Source organism: Pseudomonas sp. LABIM340 (assembly GCF_040017195.2).
Classification (GTDB): domain Bacteria; phylum Pseudomonadota; class Gammaproteobacteria; order Pseudomonadales; family Pseudomonadaceae; genus Pseudomonas.
In genome coordinates, this window is the sequence record NZ_CM200227.1 from 1,277,943 (window position 1) to 1,304,429 (window position 26,487).

The window sequence follows — 26,487 nt, forward strand, 5'->3', positions numbered from 1 at the left end:
TGCGCCGGTATTCCATTGTAGGAGCGCGCGATGCGAGCGATTGCGGGCTTGGGCCAGGCGCCCCCGCTGTACCTACAAGGGGAGTCGGCGCTGACCGGCGGGGCGGGCGTGTGCCTGGTGCAAATCGAACCAGGGCCGGCGCGTGCCGGCCCTGGTTGGCTTCAGAACTTCTCTTCGATGTAGTGGATCGGGTAGTCGGGGCTCTTGTACTTGCCGATCTTGCCGCGCTTGGGCAGCTTCACTTCCTCGCGCGGAGTTTCCTTGTACGGCACGTGCTTGAGGACGTGGCTGATGACGTTCAGGCGCACGCGCTTCTTGTCCTCGGACGGTGCCACGATCCAGGGCGCCCAGGGCGAGTCGGTGGCGGCGAACATCAGGTCGCGGGCGCGGGTGTACTCATCCCAGCGGGTGAAGGACTTCACGTCCATGGGCGAGAGCTTCCAGATCTTGCGGCCGTCGGTGATGCGGTCCCTCAGGCGGCGCTCCTGCTCTTCGGGGCTGACCTCCAGCCAGAACTTCAGCAGGATGATTCCCGACTCGGTGAGCATCCGCTCGAACAGCGGAGTCACGGCGAGGAACTTGTCGGCCTGCTCCTCGGTACAGAATCCCATCACCCGCTCGACGCCGGCGCGGTTGTACCAGCTGCGGTCGAAGATCACGATTTCGCCGGCGGACGGCAGGTGCTTGATGTAGCGCTGGGCATAGAGCTGGGATTTCTCCCGTTCGGTGGGTGTGGGCAGTGCCACCACGCGGAATACCCGCGGGCTGACGCGCTCGGTGAGTGCCTTGATGGTGCCACCCTTGCCCGCTCCGTCGCGGCCCTCGAAGATGATGCAGACCTTCAGGCCCTTGCTCACCACCCACTCCTGCAGCTTGACCAGTTCCACCGACAGCTTGCGCAGGTGTTCCTCGTACTCGCGGTTCTTCATCTTGCCTTGCGGTTCTACGGCCTGACTCTTGTCTTTGCTCTTCTTGCCCATCTTGGTCTCCATGTCGGGGCGTTGGGGTGCCACTGCAGAGCATAGCGGGGGATTGCCATCGAGCATCTGCGAAAGCGACCCGATACGCGTCGGACTTTGCTGTGAGCTGATCGGAAAGATCATTCAACACGGCGGCTGGCAAGCCGATCCCCCGGCGGGACGTTCACAACCACACTGGCGCGCTTTTCATTCGCGTGCGCAGGAGTGCGCCGCTTCCCCCGCCCCGGACCCCTCTGACTCATGCGCTGGAAAACCATTCGCAAGACCGGCCAACGCGCGCTGGCTGCCACCCTGTTCCCCTACCTGCACTGGCGCTGGTCGCGCTGTATCGAGCGCATGCCGGTGCTGTCGATGCCCTACAGAAACGGCTTGCCGCCCGCCCAGAAGCACTGGCGAAAGTACCTCTGTCGCCACTGGAGCGTCCGGCGCCGGCTCGCTGCGCTGCTGGAGCACTATTCGCAGCTGGATTGTCTGCCCGGCGTCTGGAGAGACAAGTTGCTGGCCTTGGGGGCGGTGCATCTGAGCCGGGTTCCCCTGAAAAGCGGCGAGGCGCTGGACGTGCTGCTGGAGCCCTCGGACTTCTACCGTGAGGGAGAGCTGGGCCTGTACCTGCGCAATGGCGAAGGCGAGCGTCTGTACTCGCTGAGTTTCACCCTCGGGAAAAATGGCCAGCTGCTGATCGGTGGGCTGCAGGGCCCTCGAACGACGATGGATGAAGGCACCGTCAAATGGCTGGGCAAGGAAATGTTCGGCCTGCGCCCCAAGAGCCTGCTGCTCACCGCTCTTTATACGCTGGGCGAACAGATGGGCGGCCGCCAGTTGCTGGGCATCAGTGACGCCGCACACACCTGTTCGCACAAACTCAAGTCCAGTTACGACGCCTTCTGGCTGGAGGCCCAGGCCAACCGCCACGGCCGCCACTGGTACCGCCTGCCGGATTGCGAACCGGTGCGCGACATCGCCGAGGTGAAGAGCCAGCGGCGCAGCGAGTTCCGACGCCGCGAAGCCTTGCGCGAAGAGATCGCCGGCGCCATCCGTAGGGCGTGGGAGCGAGGCGCTATCGCCGCCTGAGCCGTCCTGTAAAAAACTGCCCCGCCAGCACGCTTTTTTGGTGAAATGCCCGTCATCCCCGGCGGGCACTCCCAGTTGCCCGCTCCGCACCAGGAGACACGATGAGCGAGCAGCGACTGACCCCCGGCCTGATGGTGATCCACGGCAACCATCCGGAAGCGCTGCGCGACCTGCTGGTGCAGTGGATGAGCCTGCACCCGCTGGCCCCACTGGAGAACGAAGTCATCCTGGTGCAGAGCAACGGCATCGCCCAGTGGCTGAAGCTGGCGCTGGGGCGCGATGTGGAGGACGGCGGCTGCGGCGTCACCGCCGCGCTGGACGTGCAACTGCCCGCGCAATTCCTCTGGCGCGCCTACCGTGGCGCGCTCGGCCGCGATGAAATTCCCGAAGTCTCGGTACTCGACAAGGGCCCGCTGACCTGGCGTCTGATGCGCCTGCTGCCCACGCTGCTTGCGCGCGACGAGTTCGCCACCCTGCAACGCTTCCTCGCCGACGACGCCGACCTGCGCAAGCGCCACCAACTGGCCGAGCGCCTGGCCGACCTGTTCGACCAGTACCAGGTCTACCGTGCCGACTGGCTGGAGGACTGGAGCCGCGGCGTCGATCAACTGCGCCTGGCCAATGGCACTGTGCGCGAGCTGGACCCCGACAACCGCTGGCAGGCCGCCCTGTGGCGCGCGCTGCTCGACGATGTCGGCGCCGAAGGCCTGGCCACCAGCCGGGCCGGCGTACACGGGCGCTTCATCGAGAAGCTGAAGGGTGCCGACAACCTGCTGCCGAACCTGCCGCGTCGCGTGGTGGTGTTCGGCATCTCCGCCATGCCTGCGCAGACGGTGGAAGCCCTCGCGGTGCTGGCGCGCCACGCCCAGGTGCTGCTCTGCGTACACAACCCCTGCCGTCACCACTGGGCCGACATCGTTGCCGACAAGGACCTGCTGCGCCACGAATACCGCCGCCAGCGCCGTCGCGCCGGCACCCCGGAGCTGCTCAGCGACGACCAGCAGCACCAGTACGCCCAGCCGCTGCTGGCCGCCTGGGGCAAGCAGGGCCGCGACTACATCAACCTGCTCGACCAGTACGACGATCCGGAAACCTATCGCGCGCGTCTGGGGGCGGTGAGCAACGGGCGTATCGACCTGTTCAGCGAGGTGGAACCGGGCAGCCTGCTCGGCCAACTGCAGGACGACATCCTCGAACTGCGGCCGATCAACGAGACCCGCGAACACTGGCCGGCAGTCGACCCGCAAGCCGATGACTCGGTGCGTTTCCACGTCGCCCACAGCGCCCAGCGCGAAGTGGAAATCCTCCACGACCAGCTGCTCGCGCGCTTCGACGCCGATCCCACGCTGCGCCCGCGCGACGTGATCGTCATGGTCCCGGACATCAACCCCTACGCGCCGCACATCGAAGCCGTGTTCGGCCAGATCGCCCGCGACGACAAACGCTTCATCCCCTACACCCTGGCCGACCAGGGGCAGCGCGGCCGCGAGCCGCTGCTGGTGGCGCTGGAACACCTGCTGCGGCTGCCCGACAGCCGTTTCGCGGTGAGTGAAATCCTCGACCTGCTGGACGTCGCCGCCGTGCGCGCGCGCTTCGGCCTGGCCGACGCCGACCTGCCGCTGCTGCGCCGCTGGATCGATGGCGCCGGTGTACGCTGGGGCCTCGACGGCCAGCAGCGCGAACGCCTCGGCCTGCCCGCCGCCGCCGAAGCCAACAGCTGGCGCTTCGGCCTTCGGCGCATGCTGCTGGGTTTTGCGGTGGGCGAGGGCGATGCCTTCCAGGGCATCCAGCCCTACGCGGAAATCGGCGGGCTAGACGCCGCCGCCCTCGGCCCGCTGGCCGGGCTGCTCGGCTCGCTGGAAAAAGCCTGCGACCTGCTCGCCGAGGAAGCCGACGCGGCGACCTGGGTGCAGCGCCTGCGCGGCCTGCTGGACGACTTCTTCCGGGTCACCGACGACCATGACGAACTGCTCCGCCAGCAACTGCTGGACCTGCTCGATGACTGGCTGAAAACCTGCGAGTACGCCTGTTTCACCGACCCGCTGCCGCTCTCGGTGGTGCGCGAGGCCTGGCTCAGCGGGCTGGATGCCGGTGGCCTGAACCAGCGCTTCCTCGCCGGCGCGGTGAGCTTCTGCACCCTGATGCCGATGCGCGCGATTCCCTTCCAGCTGGTCTGCCTGCTGGGCATGAACGACGGCGACTACCCGCGCCCGCAGTCGCCGCTGGACTTTGACCTGATGCGCAATGACTACCGCCCCGGCGACCGTTCGCGCCGCGAGGACGACCGTTACCTCTTGCTCGAAGCGCTGCTTTCCGCGCGCCGCCAGCTCTATGTCAGCTGGGTTGGGCGGAGCATCCGCGACAACAGCGAGCGCCCGCCGTCCGTGCTGGTCGGCCAGTTGCGCGACCACCTTGCCGCCGGCTGGCACGGCGCCAACGACAGCAACCTGTTGCACGGACTGACCCTGGAGCACCCGCTGCAACCCTTCAGCCGCGCCTATTTCGACGCGCCCTCGGTGCAGGGCATCGACGGCCTCTATACCTACGCCCGCGAGTGGCGCGATGTGCACCGCGAGCACGAGGGCGAGACGAATGACACGCCGCTGTCGCCGCTGGTGCTGGATGCACCCATCGGCCTGCGTGTGGTTTCGGACTTCCTCGCCAACCCGGTCGGCGCCTTCTTCCTGCAGCGCCTCAAGGTGCGCTTCGGTGAGGAGCAACTGACTGGCCAGGATGAAGAACCCTTCGAGCTGAACGGACTGGATGTCTGGCAATTGCAGTTCGAACTCTGCGAGCGCCTGCGCCCGTGGGTGGAGCAGCACTGGCAGGATGATCAACTGGCGGCGCAACTGACCGGCCAGGTGGAACGCCTGCGCCGCGAAGGCCGGCTGCCCCTGGCGGCCTTCGGTGACTTCTCCGCCCAGGCGCTGGTGGCGCCGCTGCACGACCTGCTGGCGCGCTACCGCGAACAGCTGGAGCACTGGTCGCAGGTGGAAGACGAACAGCGCGAACTCAACCATGAACACGCCGGCATCGGGCTGGCCGACTGGCTTGGCGGCCTGCGTCGCAATGCCGACGGCCAGCTCGCCAGCCTGCAACTGGTCAGCGGCAAGCTGCATGAAGGCAAGGGCTACAAATGGCATGGGCTGGTGCGCCCATGGGTGCGCCACCTGGCATTGCAACTGTGCGGTGAACCGGTGACCAGCGTGCTGGTCGGCCTGACCGGCACCCTGGAATTCCCGCCACTGCCGGCCGAGCAAGCCCGCGCCGAACTGAACAACCTGATGGATGCCTGGTTCCAGGGCATGAGCCGCCCGCTGCCGGTCGCCTGCAAGGCGGCTTTCGCCTGGCTGGCCGCCGGAGATGACGACGACCGTGCAGCCCGCGAAGCCGCCAAGCGCTACGACGGCGGCTTCAACCTGAGCGGTGAGGCGGCCTCTTCGGCGGCGCTGGCGCGAGTCTATCCGGACTTCGCCGCGCTCAATGCCAGCGGGGAGTTCGCTGCCTGGGCCGAAGCACTCTACGGGCCCTTGTTCGAGCTGCTGCAGCGCAAGGAGGCCGAACAATGAGCGCCGTCGAGCTGAACCCCCTCGACTTCCCGCTGCACGGCAGCCGGCTGATCGAGGCCAGCGCCGGCACCGGCAAGACCTTCACCATCGCCTTGCTCTACGTGCGCCTGGTGCTAGACCACGGTGGCGAGCTGGCTGCGTTTGGCCGGCCGCTGAGCCCGCCGGAAATCCTCGTGGTGACCTTCACCGAGGCCGCGACCCAGGAACTGCGCGAGCGTATCCGCGCGCGCCTGGGCGAAGCCGCGCGCTGCTTCGCCGAGCCCGAGCAGAAACACGACGGCCTGCTGGTGAAGCTGCGCGACAGCTACGCCGCCGAGCGCTGGCCCGGCTGCGCGCGCCTGCTGCGACTGGCCGCCGAATGGATGGACGAAGCCGCCGTCTCCACCATCCACAGCTGGTGCTACCGCATGCTGCGCGAGCACGCCTTCGACAGCGGCAGCCTGTTCACCCAGGACCTCGCCGCCGACCAGAGCGAACTGCTCGCCGAAGCTGTGCGCGACTACTGGCGACGCAACTTCTACCCGCTGGGCGTGGCGGCGGCCAACGCCGTGCGCCATTGCTACGCCGGCCCCGAAACGCTGGCCCGCGCCCTGCAACCGCTGCTGGCGGCGCAGGAGACCGGCTTCCGCTACGCCGACCAGCCGCTGACGGCCCCGGCCTCGCTGGCCGAACTGCTGGAGGACACCGGCCGGTTCTACGATGAACTCGCTGCCGCCGAAACCCGCGCCCGTGAAGCCTGGGCGGCGGATCGCGAGGGCGTCGCCGAACTGCTGCGCAACCTGCGCGGTGATCTCAACGGCAACAGCTATCGCGGCAAGGATGACGACACCGTCTTCGCCGGCTGGATCGAAGCGCTGGACGCCTGGAGCGAAGGCGCCGACGCGCCGGACAACCTGGCCAAATTCGGCCAGACGCGGATCAAGGTGAAAGCCAAGGCCGTGGTGCCGGAGCATCCCGCGCTGCTGGCCATCGATGCCTGGGTCGAGCGCGCCGAACAACGTCCGGAGATCGCCCCGCAACTGCTGCTGCACGCCCTGGGCGAAGTGCGGCACAACCTCGAAGTGGAGAAGCAGAAGCGCGCCGAACTGGGCTTCGACGACCTGCTGGTGCGCCTCGACCGCGCCCTGGCCGGCAGCGGCGGCGAACGCCTGGCCGAACGCATCCGCGAGCAGTTCCCGATCGCGCTGATCGACGAATTCCAGGACACCGACCCGCTGCAGTACCGCATCTTCGAGCGCGTCTACCGCATCGGCGAAAACCCGATAAACCTCGGGTTGTTCATGATCGGCGACCCCAAGCAGGCGATCTACGCCTTCCGTGGCGCCGACATCCACACCTATCTGCGTGCCCGCGCTGCCACCGCTGGGCGGCACTACACGCTGGGCACCAACTACCGCTCCACGCTGGCCATGGTCAAGGCGGCCAACCGCTGTTTCCTGTTCGCCGAGGGCCACCCGCGCGGTGCCTTCCGCTTCGCGGTGGAAGGCCAGGAAAACCCGGTGCCGTTCCTCAACGTCGAAGCGCGTGGCCGTGACGAAACGCTGCTGCTCGAAGGCAGCGAAGCGCCGGCCATGACCTTCTGGCAACTGGACAACGACGGCCAGGTCTGCGGCTCCACGCTGTACCGTCAGCAGATGGCCGAGCGTTGCGCGAGCGCCATCCAGCGCTGGCTGAGTTCCGCGCAGAGCGGCTTCCGCGGCGCCGATGGCCAATGGCGCAACCTGCGTCCGGCGGACATCGCCATCCTCGTGCGCGGCCGCAGCGAAGCCGAAGCCGTGCGCGGCGAACTGGCCAGGCGCCGGCTCGCCAGCGTCTACCTGTCCGACCGCGACTCGGTGTTCGACAGCCCCGAAGCCATCGACCTGCTGCACTGGCTGCGTGCCTGTGCCGACCCCGGCGACGATGGCGCCCTGCGCATCGCTCTCGCCACTCGCAGCCTGGCGCTGGACTGGGCGACCCTGGAGCGGTTGAACCAGGACGAGCGCTTCTGGGAAGACATGGTGCTGCGCTTCCGCGACTACCGCGTGCTCTGGCAACAGCAGGGCGTGCTGCCGATGCTGCGCCGCCTGCTCACCGACTTCGCCCTGCCGGCGCGTCTGCTGCGCGAAACCGATGGCGAACGCAGCCTGACCAACCTGCTGCACCTGGCCGAGTGGCTGCAGCGCGAGGCCGTGGAACTGGACGGCGAACACGCGTTGCTGCGGGTGCTCGCCGAGCAGCTGGAGAGCCCGTCCAGCGAGGAAATTCTCCGCCTGGAGAGCGACGCCGACCTGATCAAGGTGGTGACCATCCACAAGTCCAAGGGCCTGGAATACCCGCTGGTGCTGCTACCCTTCATCTGCACCTGGCGCGAGCTGGACGGCAAGAGCGGCACGCCGCCGAGCTTCCAGTCCGGCGAGTCGCGAGTGGTCGAACTGTCCCGTGACAAGGAGCTGGCCAAGGCCGCCTTCCAGCTGGCCAACGACGAGCGCCTGAGCGAGGACATGCGCCTGCTCTACGTGGCCCTGACCCGTGCGCGCCACGCCGTGTGGCTGGGCATGGCGCCGCTGGTGATGAGCAACAGCAAGAACCCCGAACTGCACAAGGGCGCCATGGGCTACCTGCTCGGCGGCGGCAACGCACTGAGTGTCGAGGACGTGACTGCGCGCCTGGGTGACTTGCAGGCCGGCCAGGCGGAGATTGCCCTGCAGCCGGCGCCGGAAGTCGCTACGGAAGTCTTCGTCGGCGTACAGGCCGGCGAGCTGGGCGCGGCCCGCGAACCGCGCCGCCGAGTGGCGGAGAAATGGTGGATCGCCAGCTATTCCGCGCTGGCGACGCTGGCTACCGAAGACGACAGTGACATCGCTCCCGCACCGGCCGCCGATGAACCCATCAGCGCCGGCGAAGACCTGCTGCGCGAAAGCAGCCTGGAAGAACACCGCGAGCTGGAAGCCGTGCCGGCACCCTTCAGCCTGCACGCCTTCCCGCGCGGCGCGAACCCCGGCAGTTTCCTCCACGGCCTGCTGGAGTGGGCCGCCGACGAAGGCTTCAACGCCAACGAAGAACAGCTGCGCGACCAGATCGCCCGGCGCTGCGCCGTGCGCGGTTGGGAAGAGTGGATCGAGCCGCTCACCGGCTGGCTCGGGCAGTACCTGCGCACGGCCTTCCGCGCGCCCGATGCGGCGCCGGTCAGCCTCGCCGGGCTGACTACCTTCCAGAAGGAAATGGAGTTCTGGTTCTCCACCCGCCATGTCGATACCCAGCGTCTGGATGCCGCCGTGATCCGCCATACCCTGGGCGGCGTGGCGCGGCCAACGCTGCAGGCCAACCTGCTCAACGGCATGCTCAAGGGCTTCATCGACCTGGTGTTCGAGCACGAGGGCCGCTACTACGTGGCCGACTACAAATCCAACTGGCTGGGCGCCGACGACGAGGCCTACACGCAAGCCGCGCTGCGCGAGGCATTGCTCGAGCACCGCTACGACCTGCAGTACGCGCTCTACCTGTTCGCCCTGCACCGGCTGCTGCAGGCGCGCCTGCCCGACTATGACTACGACCGCCATATCGGAGGCGCGATGTACCTGTTCCTGCGCGGCAGTTCCTCGGCGACCCAGGGCATGTACCTGGAACGCCCGCCGAAGGCGCTGATGGACGAGCTGGACCGCCTGTTCCGCGCGGAGGTGCCGGCATGAAGAGCACCGCCCAGATGCTCGAACTGATCGGCCGCTGGGCCGAGCGCGGCTGGCTGCGCGAGCTGGACCGCGCCTTCGCGATCTTCCTGGTGGAGCGCGCGCCGGACGCCAATCCGCTGCTGATCCTCGCCGCCGCGCTGGCCAGTCACCAGCTCGGCCGCGGGCACGTCTGCCTCGACCTGGAAGCGACCCTGGCCGACAGCCGTTTCGCCCTGTCGCTGCCGCCCGAAGGCGACTCGGCCAAGGACGCGCCGGAGCTGCCCGGCGTACTGCTGGACGGCTTCGACCTTGACGCCTGGCGTGCCGTGCTGAGTGATCCGCGACTGGTTGGCGACGGCCCCGGCGATACGCCGTTGGTGCTGTCCGGCCGTCGTCTGTACCTGCGCCGCTACTGGCAGTACGAGCGCGAAGTGCGCGCCGGTATCGACCAGCGCCTGCAACAGGGCGATACGCTGCGGGCCGCGTTGCCTGCGGCACAATTGCGCCAGACGCTGGATGCGCTGTTCCCGAAAAAAGCCGGCGCGCCGGCGGACTGGCAGAAGCTCGCCTGCGCGCTGGTCGCCGGCAACGCCTTCGGCATCGTCACCGGCGGCCCCGGCACCGGCAAGACCACCACCGTGGTCAAGCTGCTCGCCCTTCTGCAGAGCCTGGCGCTGGGGGAGGGCGGGCGATCGCTGCGCATCCGCCTCGCCGCGCCCACCGGCAAGGCCGCCGCGCGCCTGAACGAGTCCATCGCCGGCGCCGTGCAGCGCCTCGATCTCGCAGGGTTGGCCAATGGCGAAGCCGCGCGCGAGGCGATCCCGACGGAAGTCACCACGCTGCACCGCCTGCTCGGCAGCCGGCCGGACAGCCGCCAGTTCCGCCACCACGCCGGCAATCCGCTGGCGCTGGAGTTGCTGGTGGTTGACGAAGCCTCGATGGTCGACCTGGAAATGATGGCCTCGCTGCTCGCCGCGCTGCCGCCGCGCGCACGGCTGATCCTGCTGGGCGACAAGGACCAGCTGGCCTCGGTGGAAGCCGGCGCGGTGCTCGGCGAGCTTTGCAGCCGCGCCCGCGAAGGTCATTACCGACCGGCCACCCGCGACTGGCTGGAAGCCGTGACCGGCGAACCGATCGCCCCTGCTTTGCTCGACACCTCCGGCAGCGACCTCGACCAGGCCGTGGCCATGCTCCGCCACAGCCACCGCTTCAGCGCCGACAGCGGCATCGGCCAGTTGGCCGAGGCGGTCAACGCCGGCGATATCCCGGCCCTGCGCCAGGTGTGGAAGGCGCAGCACGAAGACCTCGCCCGCATCGCCGTGGACGCCCAGGAAACCCGCAGCCTGCGCGATCTGGTGATCGACGGCGGACGCGGTGGCGACCTGTTCGGCCCGGTCGGCTACGCCCACTACCTGCGTGTCGTCAGCGGTTCGCGCCCGGCGGACAACGCCGACCAGCCCGCGTTGGATGCCTGGGCCAGGCAGGTGCTGGAAGCCCACGGCCAGTTCCAGTTGCTCTGCGCCTTGCGCCGCGGGCCCTGGGGCGTGGAAGGGTTGAACAGCCTGATCGGCGACCTGCTGCAACGCGAAGGATTGATCCCTTCGGCGAGCGGCTGGTTCGCCGGTCGCCCGGTGCTGGTCACCCGCAACGACTACGGCCTTGGCCTGATGAACGGCGATATCGGCATCACCCTGGCATTGCCGCAAGCAGCCGACGACGGCTCGGTGCGCTGGGTGGCGCGCGTGGCCTTCCCGGCGGGCGACGGCACCGACGCCATCCGCTGGATCCTGCCCAGCCGCCTGCAGGCGGTGGAAACCGTGTTCGCCATGACCGTGCACAAGTCCCAGGGCTCGGAGTTCACCCACGCCGCGCTGCTGCTGCCCGACAGCCTCAACCCCATCCTCACCCGCGAGCTGGTCTACACCGGCATCACCCGCGCGCGCAAATGGTTCACCCTGGCCAGCGCCGGGCGCGGCTGGCAGGTACTGGAGGCGGCGACGGAGCGGCGGGTGCAGCGGGCGAGCGGGTTGCTCGGCGGCTGACCGGAAGGTCGCCAGGCGACCCACTGGAAAGCTCTCCGATGAATGGCGGCGGGTGAGTCGCTGGCGCTCTGTCCCGCCGCTTTGCCGGCCTCCCTGCGGGCAAGAGGACTGGCCAGGCGTGCGCCGTCTGCAAGGGGTCGAAAAAATTCGAGTGCCGGGGCGAGGAAGATAGGTGCTCAGCCAGGCAATGCCTGGAGAGCGCCCTGAGAAACGGGCTCTCCAAGTGCCTAATCTGTTCAGGTTTCGAACTTTTTAGATTTGTCTGATGTTCTATTCGTCGGCTGTTCGAGAGGCTGGCGGCCATGAAACTCAAGCAGTTCCTTCGTCGTCAGGATTCGTCCTTTTCCACCCCGAAGGCAGCCCGAAAGCTCCTTCGTCTGCTGGCCGGGGTGGTGATCGCCTGCCTTTTCTTCACCCTCAGCCTGTTCCTTGCCGCGAGCCTCAACAGCGAAGTGTCGCAGTTGCGCCGGCAGATGAACGCCGCCATGTACGAGGCCCAGGATTACCTCGGCCAGCGCGAGTTGCTGCTGGAGCACATCAGCCGGGGCGTGACCTGGAAGCTGCGTGAGCCGCTGGTGCAGTGGCGCCAGTTGAGCGTGCCGGTGCCGCCCCACGAGCAGATTTTCGTCACCCTCGGCGAGCCAGGTTCCAGCTGGAGCCTGGCTTTGTCCGGGCGCGACCTGGCGGAGATGGAGGCGAAGCGGCTGAACCTGATCTATGTCTCCCCCGAACCGGATCGCTCGGTGACAAGGCTGTACGGGGCGCCGGCGCTCAACGCCGTGGTGCCGCCGTCGGTGCTCGAGGCGCTGGCGCAGCCCGGTACGCCGAAGGAGGAGCGGCAGGTGCGCTGGCTCGCCGACCCGACCGACCCGCAGGCGCGGCAGTACCTGTTCACCCGCGTGACCAGCGAGCAGGACAACGGCTGGCTGGGGCTGGAGCTGTTCGGCGCCGACCTCTCCGCCGCTTTCGGCGTGCCTGAGGCCGGGCGCTTCCTGCTGCTGGATCGCGATCACCGGGCGATCCTCGGCAGCGCGGTCACGCCGCAGCTCGGCCTGCAGTTCAGCGACCTGTGGGACGGCGACAACTTTGCCTTCAGCGGGTCCGGTGTGCTGCCCAGCCACCTGGCGCTGCTCAAGCACCTGGGCAGCTCCGACTGGTCGCTGATCTACTACTTCAACCTGTACGACCTGCTGCTGCCGATGTGGCCCAGGATCCTCGCATCGCTGGCCTTCCTGCTGGGCTGCTCGCTGCTGGTCTGGGGCATGTGCCGGCGTATCAACCGGCGCCTGATCGGCCCGGCGCAGCACCGCCTCAATGCGCTGGTGGAGAACGAGGGGTTCTCCCGCGCGATGATCCAGACCGCGCCAGTGGCGCTCTGTGTACTGCGGCGCAGCGATGCCGAGGTGGTGCTGGAGAATCGTCTCGCCCAGCAATGGCTGGGCAGCGGCGACGAGCGTCGTTACTGGAGCCATGGCTGGCTGGAGCGCGGCTTCAGCAGTGGCGAGGAGGGCGGCTCGGAAGAGGTGGAAACCCATACCGGCCGGCACCTGTACCTGAGCTACACGCCGACCCGCTACAAGGGCGAGGAAGTGCTCTGCTGCGCCTTCAGCGATATCAGCGCGCGCAAGCAGACCGAGGCGGCGCTGGCCGAAGCCAAGCGCCTGTCCGACACCGCCAACGAGGCCAAGACGCTGTTCCTGGCGACCATGAGCCATGAAATCCGCACACCGCTGTATGGCGTGCTCGGCACCCTGGAGCTGCTCGGCCGCACGGCGCTGGACCACCAGCAGTCCGGCTACCTGCGCGCCATCCAGCGCTCGTCCTCGACCCTGTTGCAACTGATCAGCGATGTGCTCGATGTGTCGAAGATCGAAGTCGGCCAGTTGGGCCTGGAGCCGGTGGAGTTCTCGCCCCTGGAACTCACCCTCGACAGCGTCCAGTCCTACGCTGCCGCGGCTCGCGCCAAGGGGCTGCAGATATACGCCTGCTGCGACTCGCAGATGCCCGAGCGGGTGCTGGGCGACGCTACGCGCATCCGCCAGATTCTCAACAACCTGCTGAGCAACGCGGTGAAGTTCACCGACAGCGGGCGCATCGTCCTGCGCGTGCGCGCCGAGACCGGCGAGGGCTGGAACGACACCCTGCACTGGCAGGTGGCCGATACCGGCATCGGCATTCCCGGGGACCAGCAGGAGAACCTCTTCGACGCCTTCTACCAGGTTTCCGGCAACGCCCGCATGGCCGGCGGGACCGGGCTCGGCCTGTCGATCTGCAAGCGCCTGACCGAGCTGATGGGCGGGCAGTTGCGGGTGGTCAGCGACGTCGGGCTGGGCAGCAGCTTTGCCCTCAGCCTGCCGTTGCAATGCGTGGACCGGCAGACTTCCAGCGCCCCCAGGCTGTGCAACGCGATGGTGTGGGTGCACGCACCGACCCGCGAGCTGGCCGATAGCCTTTGCGGCTGGATCACCCGCTGGGGCGCGCGGGCCCAGGTCGTGGCCGCCGACCAGCCGCTCGAGGAAGATGCGTCCAGCGTGCTGGTGGACCTGCGCTTCAATCCCCACGATCGCAAGCCGCTGCCTGCCTGGCGGGGCTGCCGGGTTCTGGTGACCGACCTGGGCGGCGAGCAGCCTCGCCAGGAAGGCTGCGACTGGCATGTGGGCCGCTACAACCTCGAAGGACTGCGTCGTGCCCTGGCGGCGGCGCAGGGCTGCGTCAGTGGCGAGGCTGCGCGTCTGGCCGAGACCCTGCCCGATATCGGCCTCGGCCTGCGCGTGTTGCTGGTGGAGGACAACCCGATCAACCAGTTGATCCTGCGCGACCAGCTGGAGATGCTCGGTTGCGCAGTCGAACTGGCCGCCGATGGCCGAAAGGCGCTGGCGCGCTGGCAGCCCGATGCCTTCGACGTGGTGCTCACCGACGTCAACATGCCCCATCTCAACGGCTACGAGCTGGCCCGTGCGCTGCGCCAGCGCGGCTATCGCGGGCCGATTATCGGCGCCACAGCCAACGCCATGCACGAGGAAAGCGAACGTTGCCTCGCTGCCGGCATGAACCTCTGCCTGCTCAAACCGGTGGACCTGCGCACCTTGCGCCAATGCCTGACCAGCCTGCCCGCGGAGGTGCCGCCATGCGACATCAGCGAATCCTGATCGTCGAAGACCAGCCCTTCCAGCGGGAGTACCTGCTCAACCTGTTCCGCGAGCAGGGTGCCGTGCAGCTGCGCGCCGCCGAGGATGGCGCCGAGGCGCTGCGCTGGCTGGCGCGGGAGCGCTTCGACCTGGTGGTCAGCGACCTGATGATGCCCGGCCTTGACGGTGTGCAGCTGATCCAGCGGCTGGCCGCGCTGAGTCATCCGCCGCTGCTGGCGATCATGAGTTCGGCCTCGCGCCCGCTGATGGGCAGTGCCTGCATGGTGGCCCGCGCCCACGGCATCACCGTGCTCGAACAGATCGCCAAGCCTGCCCGCGCGCCGGTGATCCGCCGCCTGCTGGAGAAGCTCGTGACGCGCCTGGAGCGCGAGGAGCAGCACCGCGCAGCGGATATTCCGGTGCCGACCCGTGAGGAACTGGAGCAGGCCCTGGCGCAGCGGCAGTTCTGTGCGTGGTTCCAGCCCAAGGCCTCGCTGATCGATGGCCGCATCGTTGCGGCGGAGGCGCTGGTGCGCTGGGAGCACCCTCGCCACGGTGTGTTGCAGCCGGGCAGTTTCATGGCGGCGCTGACTGCCGCCGGGCTGGACGAGGCGCTGCTCTGGACGGTGCTCGAACAGGCGCTGCAGGCCCAGGCCGATTGGGGCCGGTTGGGCTTTCACCTGTCGGTGGCGGTCAACCTGCCGACCCACCTGCTGGATGATCCCGACCTGCCGGATCGACTTGCAGCCTTCGTCGCTTCCCGTGGCGGAGTGCCGGCGCACATCGTTTTCGAACTGCTCGAATGCAGCAGCACGGCGACCCCGGCGAACTACTATGCCGGCACCTGCCGCTTGCGCATGAAGGGTTTCGGTCTCGCCCAGGACGATTTCGGCCAGGGCTACAGCTCGCTGTATAACCTGGTTTCGACACCCTTCACGGAGCTCAAGATCGATCGCGCACTGGTGCACGGCTGCGTCGACGACGATGGCCTGGCAGCGGCGCTGGAAAGCATCGTCAAGCTCGGCCGGCAGCTTGGGCTGGAGGTGATTGCCGAGGGCGTCGAGCATCCGGACGAGCTGGCGCTGCTGCGCCGGCTGCGGTGTGATTGCGCCCAGGGTTTCCTGTTCTCCGAGGCGGTGCCGCCGTCCGTGTTCACCCGCCAGTTGCTCCAGGAACGCTCCGCCATGGCTTATTGATACACGGCAGCTACATGGCAGATGCAAGGGCAATCAGCGGCCGGCCAGGGGCCTCCGGGTCGCCTTATCGCGTACTCACATCTACAGTCTGCTGGTATCCGGCGGGCCCTCCGCCGCCACTTTCCGCGACACCGGATGCTTCGCATGCAGGAACATGACAACGGCTCGATTCGTAAACTGGCGAGCACTTCGCTACGCCTGAATATCGTCTTGCTGTGTGCCGTCTCCCTTGCGCTGATACTCGTTGGCGCCTGTTACTGGGCGCTTGGCCGGCTGGTGCAGGAAGAGCGTGACAAGGTGCATTTCCATTTCAGCCGGCTGGTCGGGGACCTCCACGAGCACGAGGCTTTCCTCAACCGTATTGCCCAGCAGAGCGACGCATCCACCCAGCGCCAGGACCTGGATGTGATCCCCCTGCAACGGCGAATGCTGGTCAGCGAGAACGGCATGGAGATCCACGAAGGGCGGGAGTTCTCCTTCGCCATGCCCTTTACCCTGGCGCAACAGGTGCGCGGCGTCGGCCCACGGACGAGGATCGGGACCTTCTCCTTCGGCGTGATGCTGGCGAATTTCTACAGCAGCTATTGGAGCACTTCGTCCTTTCCGTCGCCGCAGGTCCTGGTACTCGACCTCAACGGGCCGACCAGCCTGGCGGTGCCCGCCATCGGCAACTTCCGTGATCATCGCCCGGTGACCCGGCGCTCCTACCTGCCGGTGATCGAGCAGGTGCGCCAGGCGCTGGAAGCACGTTCCCCCCAGCGCAGCGACACGCGGGTGCACTGGGCAAAAGCACAGAACTACACAGGCGGCAGTCGCGAACTGCTGGCCTATGTCAGCCTCGACCTGCCCGATGAGCTCTGGTGGGATTCGGACCTGGACCGCAGAGTGGTGGCGGTTTCGCTGCTGGATCTGGGGCGGATCAATGACATGGAGCAGATACTCGATCGCCCGGTCTTCGACGAACTGGAGCTGATTACCCCCCACGGCAACGTGCTGATCGACGTCCCCGGTTCGGACAAGGACTATGCGGATGGGCTCAACATCGGCACCGACGGCCTGGTCTTCAAGATTCGCAGCGAGTTCGACGGCGGCTGGATCGGGCTCTATCACCTGAGCTATCGCAGCTTCTTCCGCTACGCCAAATGGGAGTTCTTTGGTGGCCTGGCGCTGATCCTGGGGAGCCTGGCCGGTGGCTGGCTGGCCATCTCCTGGTACTCCCGTCGCGTGATCGGGCCGGCACGCCAGGCACACCTCGATCTGGTCGAGAGCGATGCCTTCAGCCGGGCGGTGATCCAGACCGCGCCGGTGGCGCTCTGCGTGCTGCGCCATGGCAGCCACCAGGTGGTGATGCAGAACCGCCTGGCCGAACAATGGCTGGGCGACAGCGAGGCCATCACTCGCATCAGTCGCGACTGGGACCTGAGCGGGAGGGTTGGCGAGGGCAACGGCGAGCTGGTTTTCGACGTGGAAGGGCGCGCCCTGCACGCCAGCTTCGCGCCGACCCGCTACCGTGGCGAGAATGTGGTGCTCTGCGCCTTCAACGACATCAGCGCGCACAAGCAGGCGCAGCAGATGCTGGCCGATGCCAAGCTCACGGCGGATGCGGCCAGCGAGGCGAAATCGGTGTTCCTCGCCACCATGAGCCATGAAATCCGCACGCCGCTCTATGGGGTGCTGGGCACCCTGGAGCTGCTCGGGCTGACCGAGCTGAGCCACCAGCAGCGTGACTACCTCGCAACCATCCAGCGCTCGTCCTCGACCCTGCTGCAACTGATCAGCGACATCCTCGATGTGTCCAAGATCGAGGCCGGGCAGATGGCGCTCGAGGTCGTGGAGTTCAACCCGCTGGAGCTGGCGGAGGGCGTGGTCGCCAGCTATGCCGGCGTGGCCGAGGGCAAGGAGCTGCAGCTGTATGCCTGCATCGACACGAATGTTCCGAGCCTGGTGCGCGGCGATGCTGCGCGCATCCGGCAGATTCTCGCCAACCTGCTGAGCAACGCGCTGAAGTTCACCGACATGGGGCGCGTGGTGATGCGTCTGCGCATCGTGGCCGGCGAAAAGGGCGAGACGGCCCTGCAGTGGCAGGTGACCGATACCGGCATCGGCATGTCCGACGCGCAGCAGCAGCGGCTGTTCGAGCCCTTCTACCAGGCTCATGGCCACGAGCACACGGTCAGCGGCACCGGTCTGGGCCTGTCGATCTGCGCGCGGCTGAGCGACCTGATGGGGGGGCAACTGCGGGTGGTCAGCGAAACCGGGCTGGGCAGCAGTTTCACCTTCACCCTGGCGCTGCCGGTGCTGGAGCGCGCCCAGCCATTGGTTGACGGCGCGCCGCTGCTACCGCAGCCGGTCTACGTGCGGGCGCCGGTGAAGGAACTGGCGCAGAACCTGGCCGCCTGGGTCGACTGCTGGGGCGGCTCGGCGCTGGTCCAGGAGGAGTTGCCGCTGGACGCTCCGCCCGGCGCGGTGCTGCTGGACCTGCTCGAGGCCGGCGACGAGCCGCTGTGGAACGGCGCGCGGGTAAATGCTTTGACCGAGGGCAGCGTGCAGCCACAAGCTTCAGTCCTCGGCTGGGAGGTCAGCCTCTACCATCTGTCCGGCATCGCCCAGGCCTTGCGCCTGGCGCAGCGGGGCGGAGGTGGCGAACCCCGCCAGACTCCCCGTGTCGCCCGATTGGGCAAGCTTGGCCTGCGGGTCCTGGTGGCCGAGGACAACCCGATCAACCAGGCGCTGCTCAAGGAGCAGCTCGAGGAGCTGGGCTGCCGTGTCACCCTCACCAGCAACGGTCGCGAGGCCTTGCAGCGTTGGGCACCCGGCGCCTTCGATGCGCTGCTGACCGATGTGAACATGCCGGTGATGAATGGCTACGAACTGGTCGGTGAACTGCGCCGCCAGGACAGCTGGCTGCCCATCATCGGCGTCACCGCCAACGCCCTGCGCGAGGAGGGTGAGCGTTGTATGGCGGTGGGAATGAACGCCTGGCTGGTCAAACCGATGAGCCTGCGTACGCTGCACGACGGCTTGCTCAAGGTCTGCGGCCATGCGACGGCTGAATCGCCGGAAAGCCCGGTGCAGGAACAGGAGCCGGTGCAGGATCGCATCCAGGTCTCGGAGAAGATGCGCGAGCTGTTCCTGCGCACCATGCGCCAGGACATGCAGGGCGTGACCGATGCCCTGCAGGCCGGCGACCTGGCGACCGTCCGGCAGCAGGTCCATCGCCTGCGTGGCGCGCTGGCGGTGGTCCAGGCCCATGGCCTGAGTGATGCCTGCGGCGCGGTGGAGGAGGCGCTGATTGCGCAGCCCGCCGGGCCGGAACTGTCTGCGGCGGTGAACGCGCTGCTGGGACGAATCGAGGCGGCCCTGGCCAGCCTCTGAGAGCCTGTCCGGTAACCGGGGCTACTCTGGAAGAGTGGCCGTGCCTCTGTGGCCGGCCGACGATCGCAAATGTTGGGACTCAAGAAACTCATGGAAAAAGTCAGAGTGGCACTAGCGGACGACCATCCCATCGTCCTGATGGGGGTTCGCGAGGTGATCGAACGGGACGATCGCTTCGAGGTGATCGGCGAGGCACACAACTCCAGCGAGCTGGTGGCCCTGTACCGTGAGCAGCGACCGGCCATCGTCATCACCGACTACAACATGCCGGGCGACCAGACCTACGGCGACGGCATCAAGCTGATCGAGTTCCTGCTGCGCAACTTCCCCGACACGCGCATCCTGATCCTCACCATGCTGTCCAACCCGCTGATCCTCTCCAGCCTGTACGACCTGGGCGTGTCGGGGGTGATCCTGAAGAACGGCGACCTCAACGAGATCCTGGTGGCGCTCAAGGCGTTGTCCCAGGACCGCATCTACCGGGGGCCGGGCATGCAGTCCTCGAACAGCGTGCTGTCCAGCGGCGACGATGTGGAGGGGCGCATCGCCAGCCTGTCGGTAAAGGAGTATGAGGTGCTGCGCCACTTCGTCTCGGGGTTGAGCGTGCGTGACATCGCGCTGCTGCTCAACCGCAGTGTGAAGACGGTGAGCGCGCAGAAAATCTCCGCCATGCGCAAGCTGGACGTGGATACCGATCAGGCGCTGCTGACGTTCTGTGTGATGGCCAATCTGTTCCAGTAACCCCGACGCCGCGCAAGCGGGCCATGCCCGCGATCCGCCCGCAGGGCCGGCGCTTTCTTATGCTCCTGGTGTTGCAGGGCTGCTGCGTTGGTTTGGGTGTTCCAGCGCCGCTTCGGTGTGCGCTCGGGCTTCGTGTTTCGCCCCCTCGGGCGAGTTACTTTGGCAAACGCCCCAAAGTAACCAAAGGTCTTGCCCCGGACATCCGGTTTTTCGCTTAGGCGAAAAATACCCTCGTTGAACCGGAGTTTCTGGGGCACGAACTAGGCGTCCCCCTCGACGGGCCATCCCTGGCCCGACAGCGCTCTCGCGGCATCCATGCCGCTCAACCCCTGAAACTCCGCTTCAACGAGGCCTCCTGAACGGGGCATTCGGCGCGCGCGGATGTTTCGCTGGAAATCTTCAAGAGCCAGAGCGGCTCTTCGTAGGACCGAGGGGGACGCCTAGTCCTTGCTCGCGAAGCACCCAACGCCGAACGTCCCCTGTAGCTTCGGTCGTCAGCGCAGTGGCGCAGTGCCCGGCTGGCTGTTCCCGCCATCGTCGATCCACAGGTAGCGCACTTCGCCAGCGCTTGCCGGCAAGGCCTGGGTTGGCGTCAGTGTGCGCTGGGAGAACGGCGGCAACAGGTCGGCCGGCAGCGGTGAGCCGGTGCTGCCCTGGCGCATTTCGGCGCCGGCCAGGGTGATGAAGTAAGCGGTGGGGTTTTCCACCTGCACTGCATTGCCGGCCCTGCGGAAGACCAGTTTGCGCGGAGCTTCCTCGGCGTCTTTCGCCAGGGAGCGCGGCCGGTAGATGACCTTCATCTGCGTGCGCAGCGTGACGGTCAGGCGCGACTGTCCCTCGGCCAGCGGCTCGCTGGATTGCGGCGGAATCTCGTAGAGGTTGAGCCAGTACAGCGACTCGCGGTCCTGCGGCAGCGCCACGCCGGTGTAGAGCAGGCGCAGGCTGCGCTGCTGGCCAGGGTTCAGGCGGAATACCGGGGGCAGCGGCATGATCGGCGCCTCGGCGGACTGCGGCGCGGCGTCGAGATCGCCGTCGTCGATCCAGGTCTGCACGATGACCGGGTAACTGTTCTGGTTCACCAGCGCCAGCGAGGCTTCGCGCTGGCCTGCATCGAAGATCACCCGCGTACGCTCGGCAGTGACCCCGGCGTGAACCTCCATGGCCCCCAGCAGCGCGAGGCCGAACAGCGCGATGAGCAGCCGTTTACTGCACACGGATCACCACCTGGGCGGTGGCTTCCACGCGGCCGGGGGTCACGGTGGGCATGCTGCCGAGGCTGAGCTTTTCCAGACGGGCGCGGAAAGTCTCGCTGTACTGGGAGATACCGCCCACTTCACCTGTCTTGTTCGAGGCGTTGCCGATGACCGGGTACCAGCCGCGCGCTTCTGCGTTGCTGCCGTTGGCGGAATCCTCGTTGGACAGCAGGTTCATCGTGCTGCCATTGCGCAGCAGGCGGATGCCCACGCCCTGGGCCATACCCGGCTCGCCGTATCGATCGGAGACCAGGTAGGACAGCCCGCCGTTGGCATTCACCAGGCCCAGGCCAGGGGCGGCCGCCAACGCTCCGGCGGAGACCTTGATGCCCAGGGCGGTACCGCTGGTGCCGGTTTGGCTGGTGCTGGGGGTGGTGCTGCTGAGCACGCCACTCTGGCACTTGAAGTCGACCTGGAAGGGCATCTCGCGGTTGGCGCCGGCATTGATCTCACCGATGGAGATCGATGGGAATACCACATGCGGTGTGACGTTGGTGACGGCACAGGTCGGGTAGCGCTTGAGCGTGACGTCGCCGTACAGGCCGATGGCGCCCGGCCAGTTGTAATGCCAGCCGCTGTAGTTGCCGTAGTGCGACTGGCCGACGGTGGGGTAGGCCAGCCCCGGCCCCTTGATGGCGATGTAACCGGCTGGCTGGGTGCGGCCATACAGCTGCGATTTCGTATTCGGCGAATAGCCCTGAGTGGACTCCAGCGGCGCCCTGAAGAGTTCGGCGCGTACCGCGCTGAGGTTCTTCGCCTTGACCAGCTGGAAGCCACGCGAGTCGATATCCAGCCCGCTGAGCTGGCGCTCGCGCCAGACGTCGGTGAAGTACTGGCCGGTTTCCACGTGGGTCAGGCGCAGCAGCACGTTCGGCCACGCGGTGCGGTAGGCCGCCGTCAGGCCGATGGAGTTGCCCACGCTGTCGCCGCCCTGGTACCAGCCGCTGTAGAGGTCGTCGCCATTGGTGGAGAACATCTCGTAGACCGCATCTCCCGCCGCACAGCGGAAAAACACGCGCTCGGCGTCGTAGCCGGCGGAGTTGCCGTACTGGGTGATGGGCGACATGGCGCTGGCGATCAGGCTGCCATCGGGCTGGAAGCTGGCGTCGCTGACGTTGATCACGCTGGGGAGGCCAAGGGAGCCGTTGCAGGTATCGCAGGCGCCATCCCCCGGCCAGGCACCGGCCACGCCCTCGCCGGGGCGGATCGCCGTATTGGACGTGGTGGTGGCGCTGCCGACGCTGGTGACCTTGTAGCAGGTGGCCCAGGCGCTCGGGGCGAGCAGCAGGGCGAGCAGCGGCAGGCTGCGCAGGAGAGGGTTCATGAAGCCTCCGGTAGGCAGGTTGCCTGCAGGCGGACCAGTACCTGGTCGACGTCGGCGCCCTTGAGGTCATACGGCAGCAGGCAGCCGTCTTCCGGGCGTTCGCCCCACTGCACGCGCAGGCGGCCTTTCTCGCCTTCGGCGCGGGCATAGACCTGGCCGCCCTGGCCGACCATGCCGATGTTCACACCATTGCCGTCGAGCACATCGGCGCCCAGCGGCAGCGGCTGGCCATCGGGCAGCCTGGCCTGGATCAGCAGGGGGTGGCCGGTGAGGGTCTTGAACTCGACGAGTACGGCGGCGCCGGCGTAGGGGGCGATCTTGCGTTCGGTTTCCACCAGCTCGGCGTTCTCGTCGATGCCTTGCGGGTCGAGGCTGATGGGGTTGTAGCGATAGGGCGAGAGCGACGGCACTACGGCATAGCCGTTGCTGTCCACCCGCGCGCCCTGGCCGCCGCGCACGCCAGCGCCGCTGGCGCCCTTGGCTTCCACCAGGGCGAAGGTGTCGCCGACGTAGGGCCCGAGGGTCAGGCCGCCGCTGTGCAGCACCGCTGCGCCACGCATGCCGCCGTTGACCTGGCGGTAGCTGGAGCTTTCCGCGTAGCCGGCGTTGAAGGTGGCGACCGAGGTCTGCTGCTGCACGCTGCCATTGAAGTCGGTGCCCTGGCCTTCGCTGTCGCGTCCGGCGGAGAGGGCGTAGCTCAGGGTGCGGTCTTCGCCCAGGGTGCCGTTGAGGCCGGTCTGGTAGGTGCTGCCGCTGGTATCGCCGGAGCGTCGCGAGGCCATGGCGCTGAGGTTCGGTGCGCGGCTGGTGGAGCCCAGCGGCATGGACAGGCTCAGGGTCAGGGTGTTGTTGCGGTTGCTGCCGTGCTGCAGGTTGTACTGCGGCGGCTGAGACGGGTCGTAGTCGTCGTTCACGTCGCGGTACCAGGTGGTCTGCTGGCGCGAGTAGGAAAGGTTGTAGCTGAGCTGGCGCCAGATATTGGAGTAGCCGACCTGCAGCTGGGTATCACGGCTCTTGCCGTCGTAGTAGTCGGCGGTGGAGCCGGACAGGTAGAGGTTGCCGTACTGTCCCAGGCCCTGGTTGACCAGCAGGGTGAACTGGTTGCGCTGCTTGTAGCTGCTTGAGTCCCAGCTGTCGCCGTGTTCGTCGGCATCGCGGGCGGAGAGCGCATCGCCGAGGTCGCGGTAGCCCTCGGTGGAGTAGCGGTAGCCGGCGAGGGTCAGGGTGGTCTGGGTCGGCTGGAAGGTCCGGCTGTAGTTCAGCCCGACGCGCCAGCCCTGCTTGCGCTGGTTGTTCTCCACGGTGGCGCTGGAGAAGGTGGTGTTCATGCCGAAGGCGCCGTAGGGCGTGGCCAGCACGCCGCCGCCGAGCACGGCCAGGTAATCCTCGGCGACGCGGGTGCCGAGGTTGGCGGTGAGGGCGTTCGTGAGGCCGCGCTGGTAGGTCAGGTCGCCGAACAGGTCGTTGCCGTCACCGTACTGGCGTGCCTGGCCGACCGTGGCGCTGTAGCGCGACAGGCCGGGGCGCATGGACTCGGGCACGGCGGAGAAGGGCACGGAGAAGCGCGACACGCTGCCGTCGGCCTCGATCACCTGCACGTCCAGGTCGCCGTCGTAGGCGGTGCCGTAGAGGTCGTCGATGACGAAGGGGCCGGGTGCCACGGTGGTCTCGTGGATCTTCCGGCCATTCTGGCTGATCACTACCCGCGCGTTGGTGTTGGCCGTGCCGCGCACCTGCGGCGCGTACTGGCGCTGCGAGTCGGGCAGCATGCGGTCGTCGGTGGCCAGGCGCAGCCCTCGGTAGCCCATGCTGCCGAACAGGTTGCCCTCGGTGTAGCTGTCGCCCAGGGTCAGTTCGCTGCGCAGGTCCGGCACTGCGCGCTGGGCGTAGGTGCGGATGCTGTTCCAGTCGCTGCGGGTGTTCCCCGCGTAGCTGGAATAGGTGTAGTTGGACTGGTGGCGCAGGCGCCACAGGCCGAGGTTCATGCCGCCGTTCAGGCCCAGGTAGCCGTAGTCCGAATCGCCGCCGCTGCCGGAGTCTTCGAAGCTCGAGCGGTAGAGGTTGGCGTCGTAGTTGACGAAGCCCATGGTGCTGCCGGCGTCCCATTCATCCGGGCTGACATAGCCGCGCGGCTTGATGTCGAGCAGCGCCTGGGGCACCGAGAGGTCCAGGCGCAGGCGTGCGGTGTCGAGGTTCCAGGTCGAGTCCGGCAGGCGCTCGGTGAGCCAGTGGCAGATGCCCTGGTCGTCCTTGCCGGCTTTCGGGTCGGGGCGCGCACCCAGGCTCTGGCGCAGGAAACGTTCGCTGAAGCAGGGCTCGGCGCGCTCGCCGCGCTGGCGCATTTCCACTTCGGCACGGGTGGCGTACTGACCGTTGAGATAGAGGTCGACGTGGTAGGTGCCGGGGTCCACCTGATCGGCGCGGTTGAACCGCTCCAGGCTGCCGCCGGCCAACCCCGAGCCCATCAGCAGGCTGTCGTCGAAGCGGTAGTCCGCATCGCCCTGGGCCAGTCCCGCGACCACCATGGCGAGGGCTCCGAGGGCGAAGGGCAGCAGCGGTCCACGGTGGAGATCAACGCGGCAGATCATGGCGAAGTTCCACTCTTGCGCCGTAGTCGTTGATCAGCAGGGCGGACAGTCGCGGCGTGCCGGCGGGCAGTGCCGAAGGCTTCTGCGCCTGCCACTGGGCCTGGCCCATGGGCGCGACCATGCTCGGCTGCAGCTTCCACTGGCGCTCGCCGACACTGAGCGTCGCGCCGCCGAAGGAGGCGTGGTAGCCGGTGGGGTTCTCCACCTTCACGCTCCAGCTGCTGCCGCTCTGCACCAGGGAGAAGCGCAGCTTTTCGGGCAACTGCTCCGGGCTGCCGGCGATGCCTGCCGGACGGTAGAACAGCTTCAAACGGTTGCGCAGCATCAGCAGCATCTGGTTCTGCTCGGCCTTGGCGGCGTTGCGTGGCGGAATCTGCAGCACGTTGAGGTGGAACAGCGATTCGCGGTCCTGGGGCAGGCCGGGGCCGGTGTAGAGGATGCGCAGGGTCTGGCCGCTGCCGGGCGCCATGCGCGAAACCGAAGGGTTCACCACGAAGGGAGCCTTGGCGGTGTCCGGCGTGGAGGCTGGGTCGTCGATGTCGATCCAGGCCTGGATGACGTTGGGGAAGCCGTCCTTGTTGGTCAGTTGCACGGTCTTTTCCCGGGCGTCGCCAGGGTAGATGACACGAGTGCCGGTGATCACCACGCTGGCCTGGGCGAGCGAGGCGGTGAAGGATGCCAGCAGGGCGAGCGCAAGCGTCGCCGCGCGAAGCGGGCGCGGTGGGAGGGCGTTCATCCGGTTCACCTGTGTTGCCGGGACGTTCGGGGCGGGTTCACCCCTGAACGGCGCGGCGCAATGCGGGAAGGCGGCACCGGGGGGCGGTGCCGCGGGGTATCACTCGTAGCGCAGGGTGTAGGTCACCGAGCCGAGCACCGGGCCGGGGGTCACGGTGGCGTCTTCGGAGATGTACTGCACCGCGTAGTCGTAGCTGGCGCTGGTCTCACCGTCGGCGAGGACGATGTCACCGGCGGCCACGGCCGCGCCGCCTGCCAGGTTCACCGGAGCGCCGGCCGGGCCGTCGAGCAGCTGCAGGGCCACACCGGTGGCGCCGCTGGCGGCGGTGTTGGTCAGGTTGCCCGAGGCGGTGGCGTTGGTGGCCTGGAACAGGGTGGTGAAGTGCTCGTCGGCACCGCTGGGGGCGGCACAGCCAGTCAGCTGCAGGGTGAAGCTGGTCTCGCCGGTGGTCTGGCCGACGGTGCCGTTCAGGGCGCTGACCGGCACGCTGTCGAGGATGACGGTCGGGTCGGTGTTGCCGTCGACCACCGCCGAGCAGGTCTGGTCGGTCACTTCACCGCTGAAGTTGATGGTGTTGGCGGCGAAAGCAAAGCCCGGCACAGCGAGGGTGGCTGCGACAGCCAGGGCGGTTGCGCGAAGTTTCATTCTCTTGAGCTCCATGGTCAGGGTTTTTTCCCAGGCCAATCTTCCCGTCAGAGCTTTCGGAAAGCTCTGAGACGAATCTGAAAGCGCCGCGGCAGGTTTTCTGCGCCGCCTGACCAACGGCGCCGGGGCCGTGGCAGAGCCCTGTGCCGGGGTTGCCGAGGCCCGCTGCCATGCCACGGGAGAAAAACT

General features: G+C 67.6%; 14 protein-coding genes. 8 read left to right on the forward strand and 6 right to left on the reverse strand.

The window, feature by feature from the left end; all coding sequences use genetic code 11:
* Positions 1 to 161 precede the first annotated feature (161 nt).
* Positions 162 to 980, reverse strand: coding sequence for a polyphosphate kinase 2 (ppk2, locus tag ABKS89_RS06180; protein ID WP_348588009.1), 819 nt, complete (start codon positions 978 to 980; stop codon positions 162 to 164).
* Positions 981 to 1,220: 240 nt separating this feature from the next.
* Between ppk2 and ABKS89_RS06185 the strand changes: the two genes are divergently transcribed.
* From ABKS89_RS06185 to ABKS89_RS06220, 8 genes are all read left to right on the forward strand, one after another.
* The gene (locus ABKS89_RS06185; RefSeq protein ID WP_348588008.1) at positions 1,221 to 2,051 is read left to right on the forward strand and encodes a VirK/YbjX family protein; all 831 of its coding nucleotides are present in this window, start codon (positions 1,221 to 1,223) and stop codon (positions 2,049 to 2,051) included.
* A gap of 101 nt (positions 2,052 to 2,152) precedes the next feature.
* Positions 2,153 to 5,620, forward strand: a complete 3,468-nt coding sequence (recC, locus tag ABKS89_RS06190) for an exodeoxyribonuclease V subunit gamma (RefSeq protein WP_348588007.1) — start codon at positions 2,153 to 2,155, stop codon at positions 5,618 to 5,620.
* Positions 5,617 to 9,291, forward strand: a complete 3,675-nt coding sequence (recB, locus tag ABKS89_RS06195) for an exodeoxyribonuclease V subunit beta (RefSeq protein ID WP_348588006.1) — start codon at positions 5,617 to 5,619, stop codon at positions 9,289 to 9,291. The genes recC and recB overlap by 4 nt, the downstream gene beginning before the upstream one ends.
* Complete coding sequence (gene recD / locus ABKS89_RS06200; protein ID WP_348588005.1) at positions 9,288 to 11,312, forward strand: exodeoxyribonuclease V subunit alpha; 2,025 nt, start codon at positions 9,288 to 9,290, stop codon at positions 11,310 to 11,312. Before recB ends, recD begins: the two co-directional genes overlap by 4 nt.
* Before the next feature lie 302 nt (positions 11,313 to 11,614).
* Positions 11,615 to 14,461, forward strand: coding sequence for an ATP-binding protein (locus ABKS89_RS06205; protein ID WP_348588004.1), 2,847 nt, complete (start codon positions 11,615 to 11,617; stop codon positions 14,459 to 14,461).
* Positions 14,440 to 15,636, forward strand: coding sequence for a response regulator cyclic di-GMP phosphodiesterase PvrR (gene pvrR, locus ABKS89_RS06210; RefSeq protein ID WP_348588003.1), 1,197 nt, complete (start codon positions 14,440 to 14,442; stop codon positions 15,634 to 15,636). Before ABKS89_RS06205 ends, pvrR begins: the two co-directional genes overlap by 22 nt.
* A 144-nt stretch (positions 15,637 to 15,780) precedes the next feature.
* Positions 15,781 to 19,011, forward strand: coding sequence for a hybrid sensor histidine kinase/response regulator (locus tag ABKS89_RS06215; RefSeq protein ID WP_348588002.1), 3,231 nt, complete (start codon positions 15,781 to 15,783; stop codon positions 19,009 to 19,011).
* Between the two features lie 90 nt (positions 19,012 to 19,101).
* A complete protein-coding gene (locus tag ABKS89_RS06220; protein WP_348588001.1) occupies positions 19,102 to 19,752 on the forward strand; it encodes a response regulator in 651 nt (216 codons plus the stop codon).
* Between the two features lie 494 nt (positions 19,753 to 20,246).
* Here ABKS89_RS06220 and ABKS89_RS06225 read toward each other — a convergent pair whose 3' ends face one another.
* The 5 genes from ABKS89_RS06225 to ABKS89_RS06245 form a co-directional block, all read right to left on the reverse strand.
* The gene (locus ABKS89_RS06225; RefSeq protein ID WP_348588000.1) at positions 20,247 to 20,966 is read right to left on the reverse strand and encodes a fimbrial biogenesis chaperone; all 720 of its coding nucleotides are present in this window, start codon (positions 20,964 to 20,966) and stop codon (positions 20,247 to 20,249) included.
* Positions 20,956 to 22,329 carry a fimbrial protein gene (locus ABKS89_RS06230; RefSeq protein WP_138212370.1) on the reverse strand — a complete coding sequence of 458 codons (1,374 nt, stop codon included), beginning with the start codon at positions 22,327 to 22,329 and terminating at the stop codon, positions 20,956 to 20,958. The genes ABKS89_RS06225 and ABKS89_RS06230 overlap by 11 nt, the downstream gene beginning before the upstream one ends.
* On the reverse strand, positions 22,326 to 24,917 hold the full coding sequence (locus ABKS89_RS06235; RefSeq protein ID WP_348587999.1) for a fimbria/pilus outer membrane usher protein: 2,592 nt from the start codon (positions 24,915 to 24,917) through the stop codon (positions 22,326 to 22,328). Before ABKS89_RS06235 ends, ABKS89_RS06230 begins: the two co-directional genes overlap by 4 nt.
* Positions 24,901 to 25,653: a fimbrial biogenesis chaperone gene (locus ABKS89_RS06240; RefSeq protein WP_348587998.1), complete on the reverse strand. Its 753-nt coding sequence runs from the start codon at positions 25,651 to 25,653 to the stop codon at positions 24,901 to 24,903. Before ABKS89_RS06240 ends, ABKS89_RS06235 begins: the two co-directional genes overlap by 17 nt.
* 99 nt (positions 25,654 to 25,752) lie before the next feature.
* Positions 25,753 to 26,298, reverse strand: coding sequence for a fimbrial protein (locus ABKS89_RS06245; protein WP_138212373.1), 546 nt, complete (start codon positions 26,296 to 26,298; stop codon positions 25,753 to 25,755).
* Between the last annotated feature and the right edge of the window lie 189 nt (positions 26,299 to 26,487).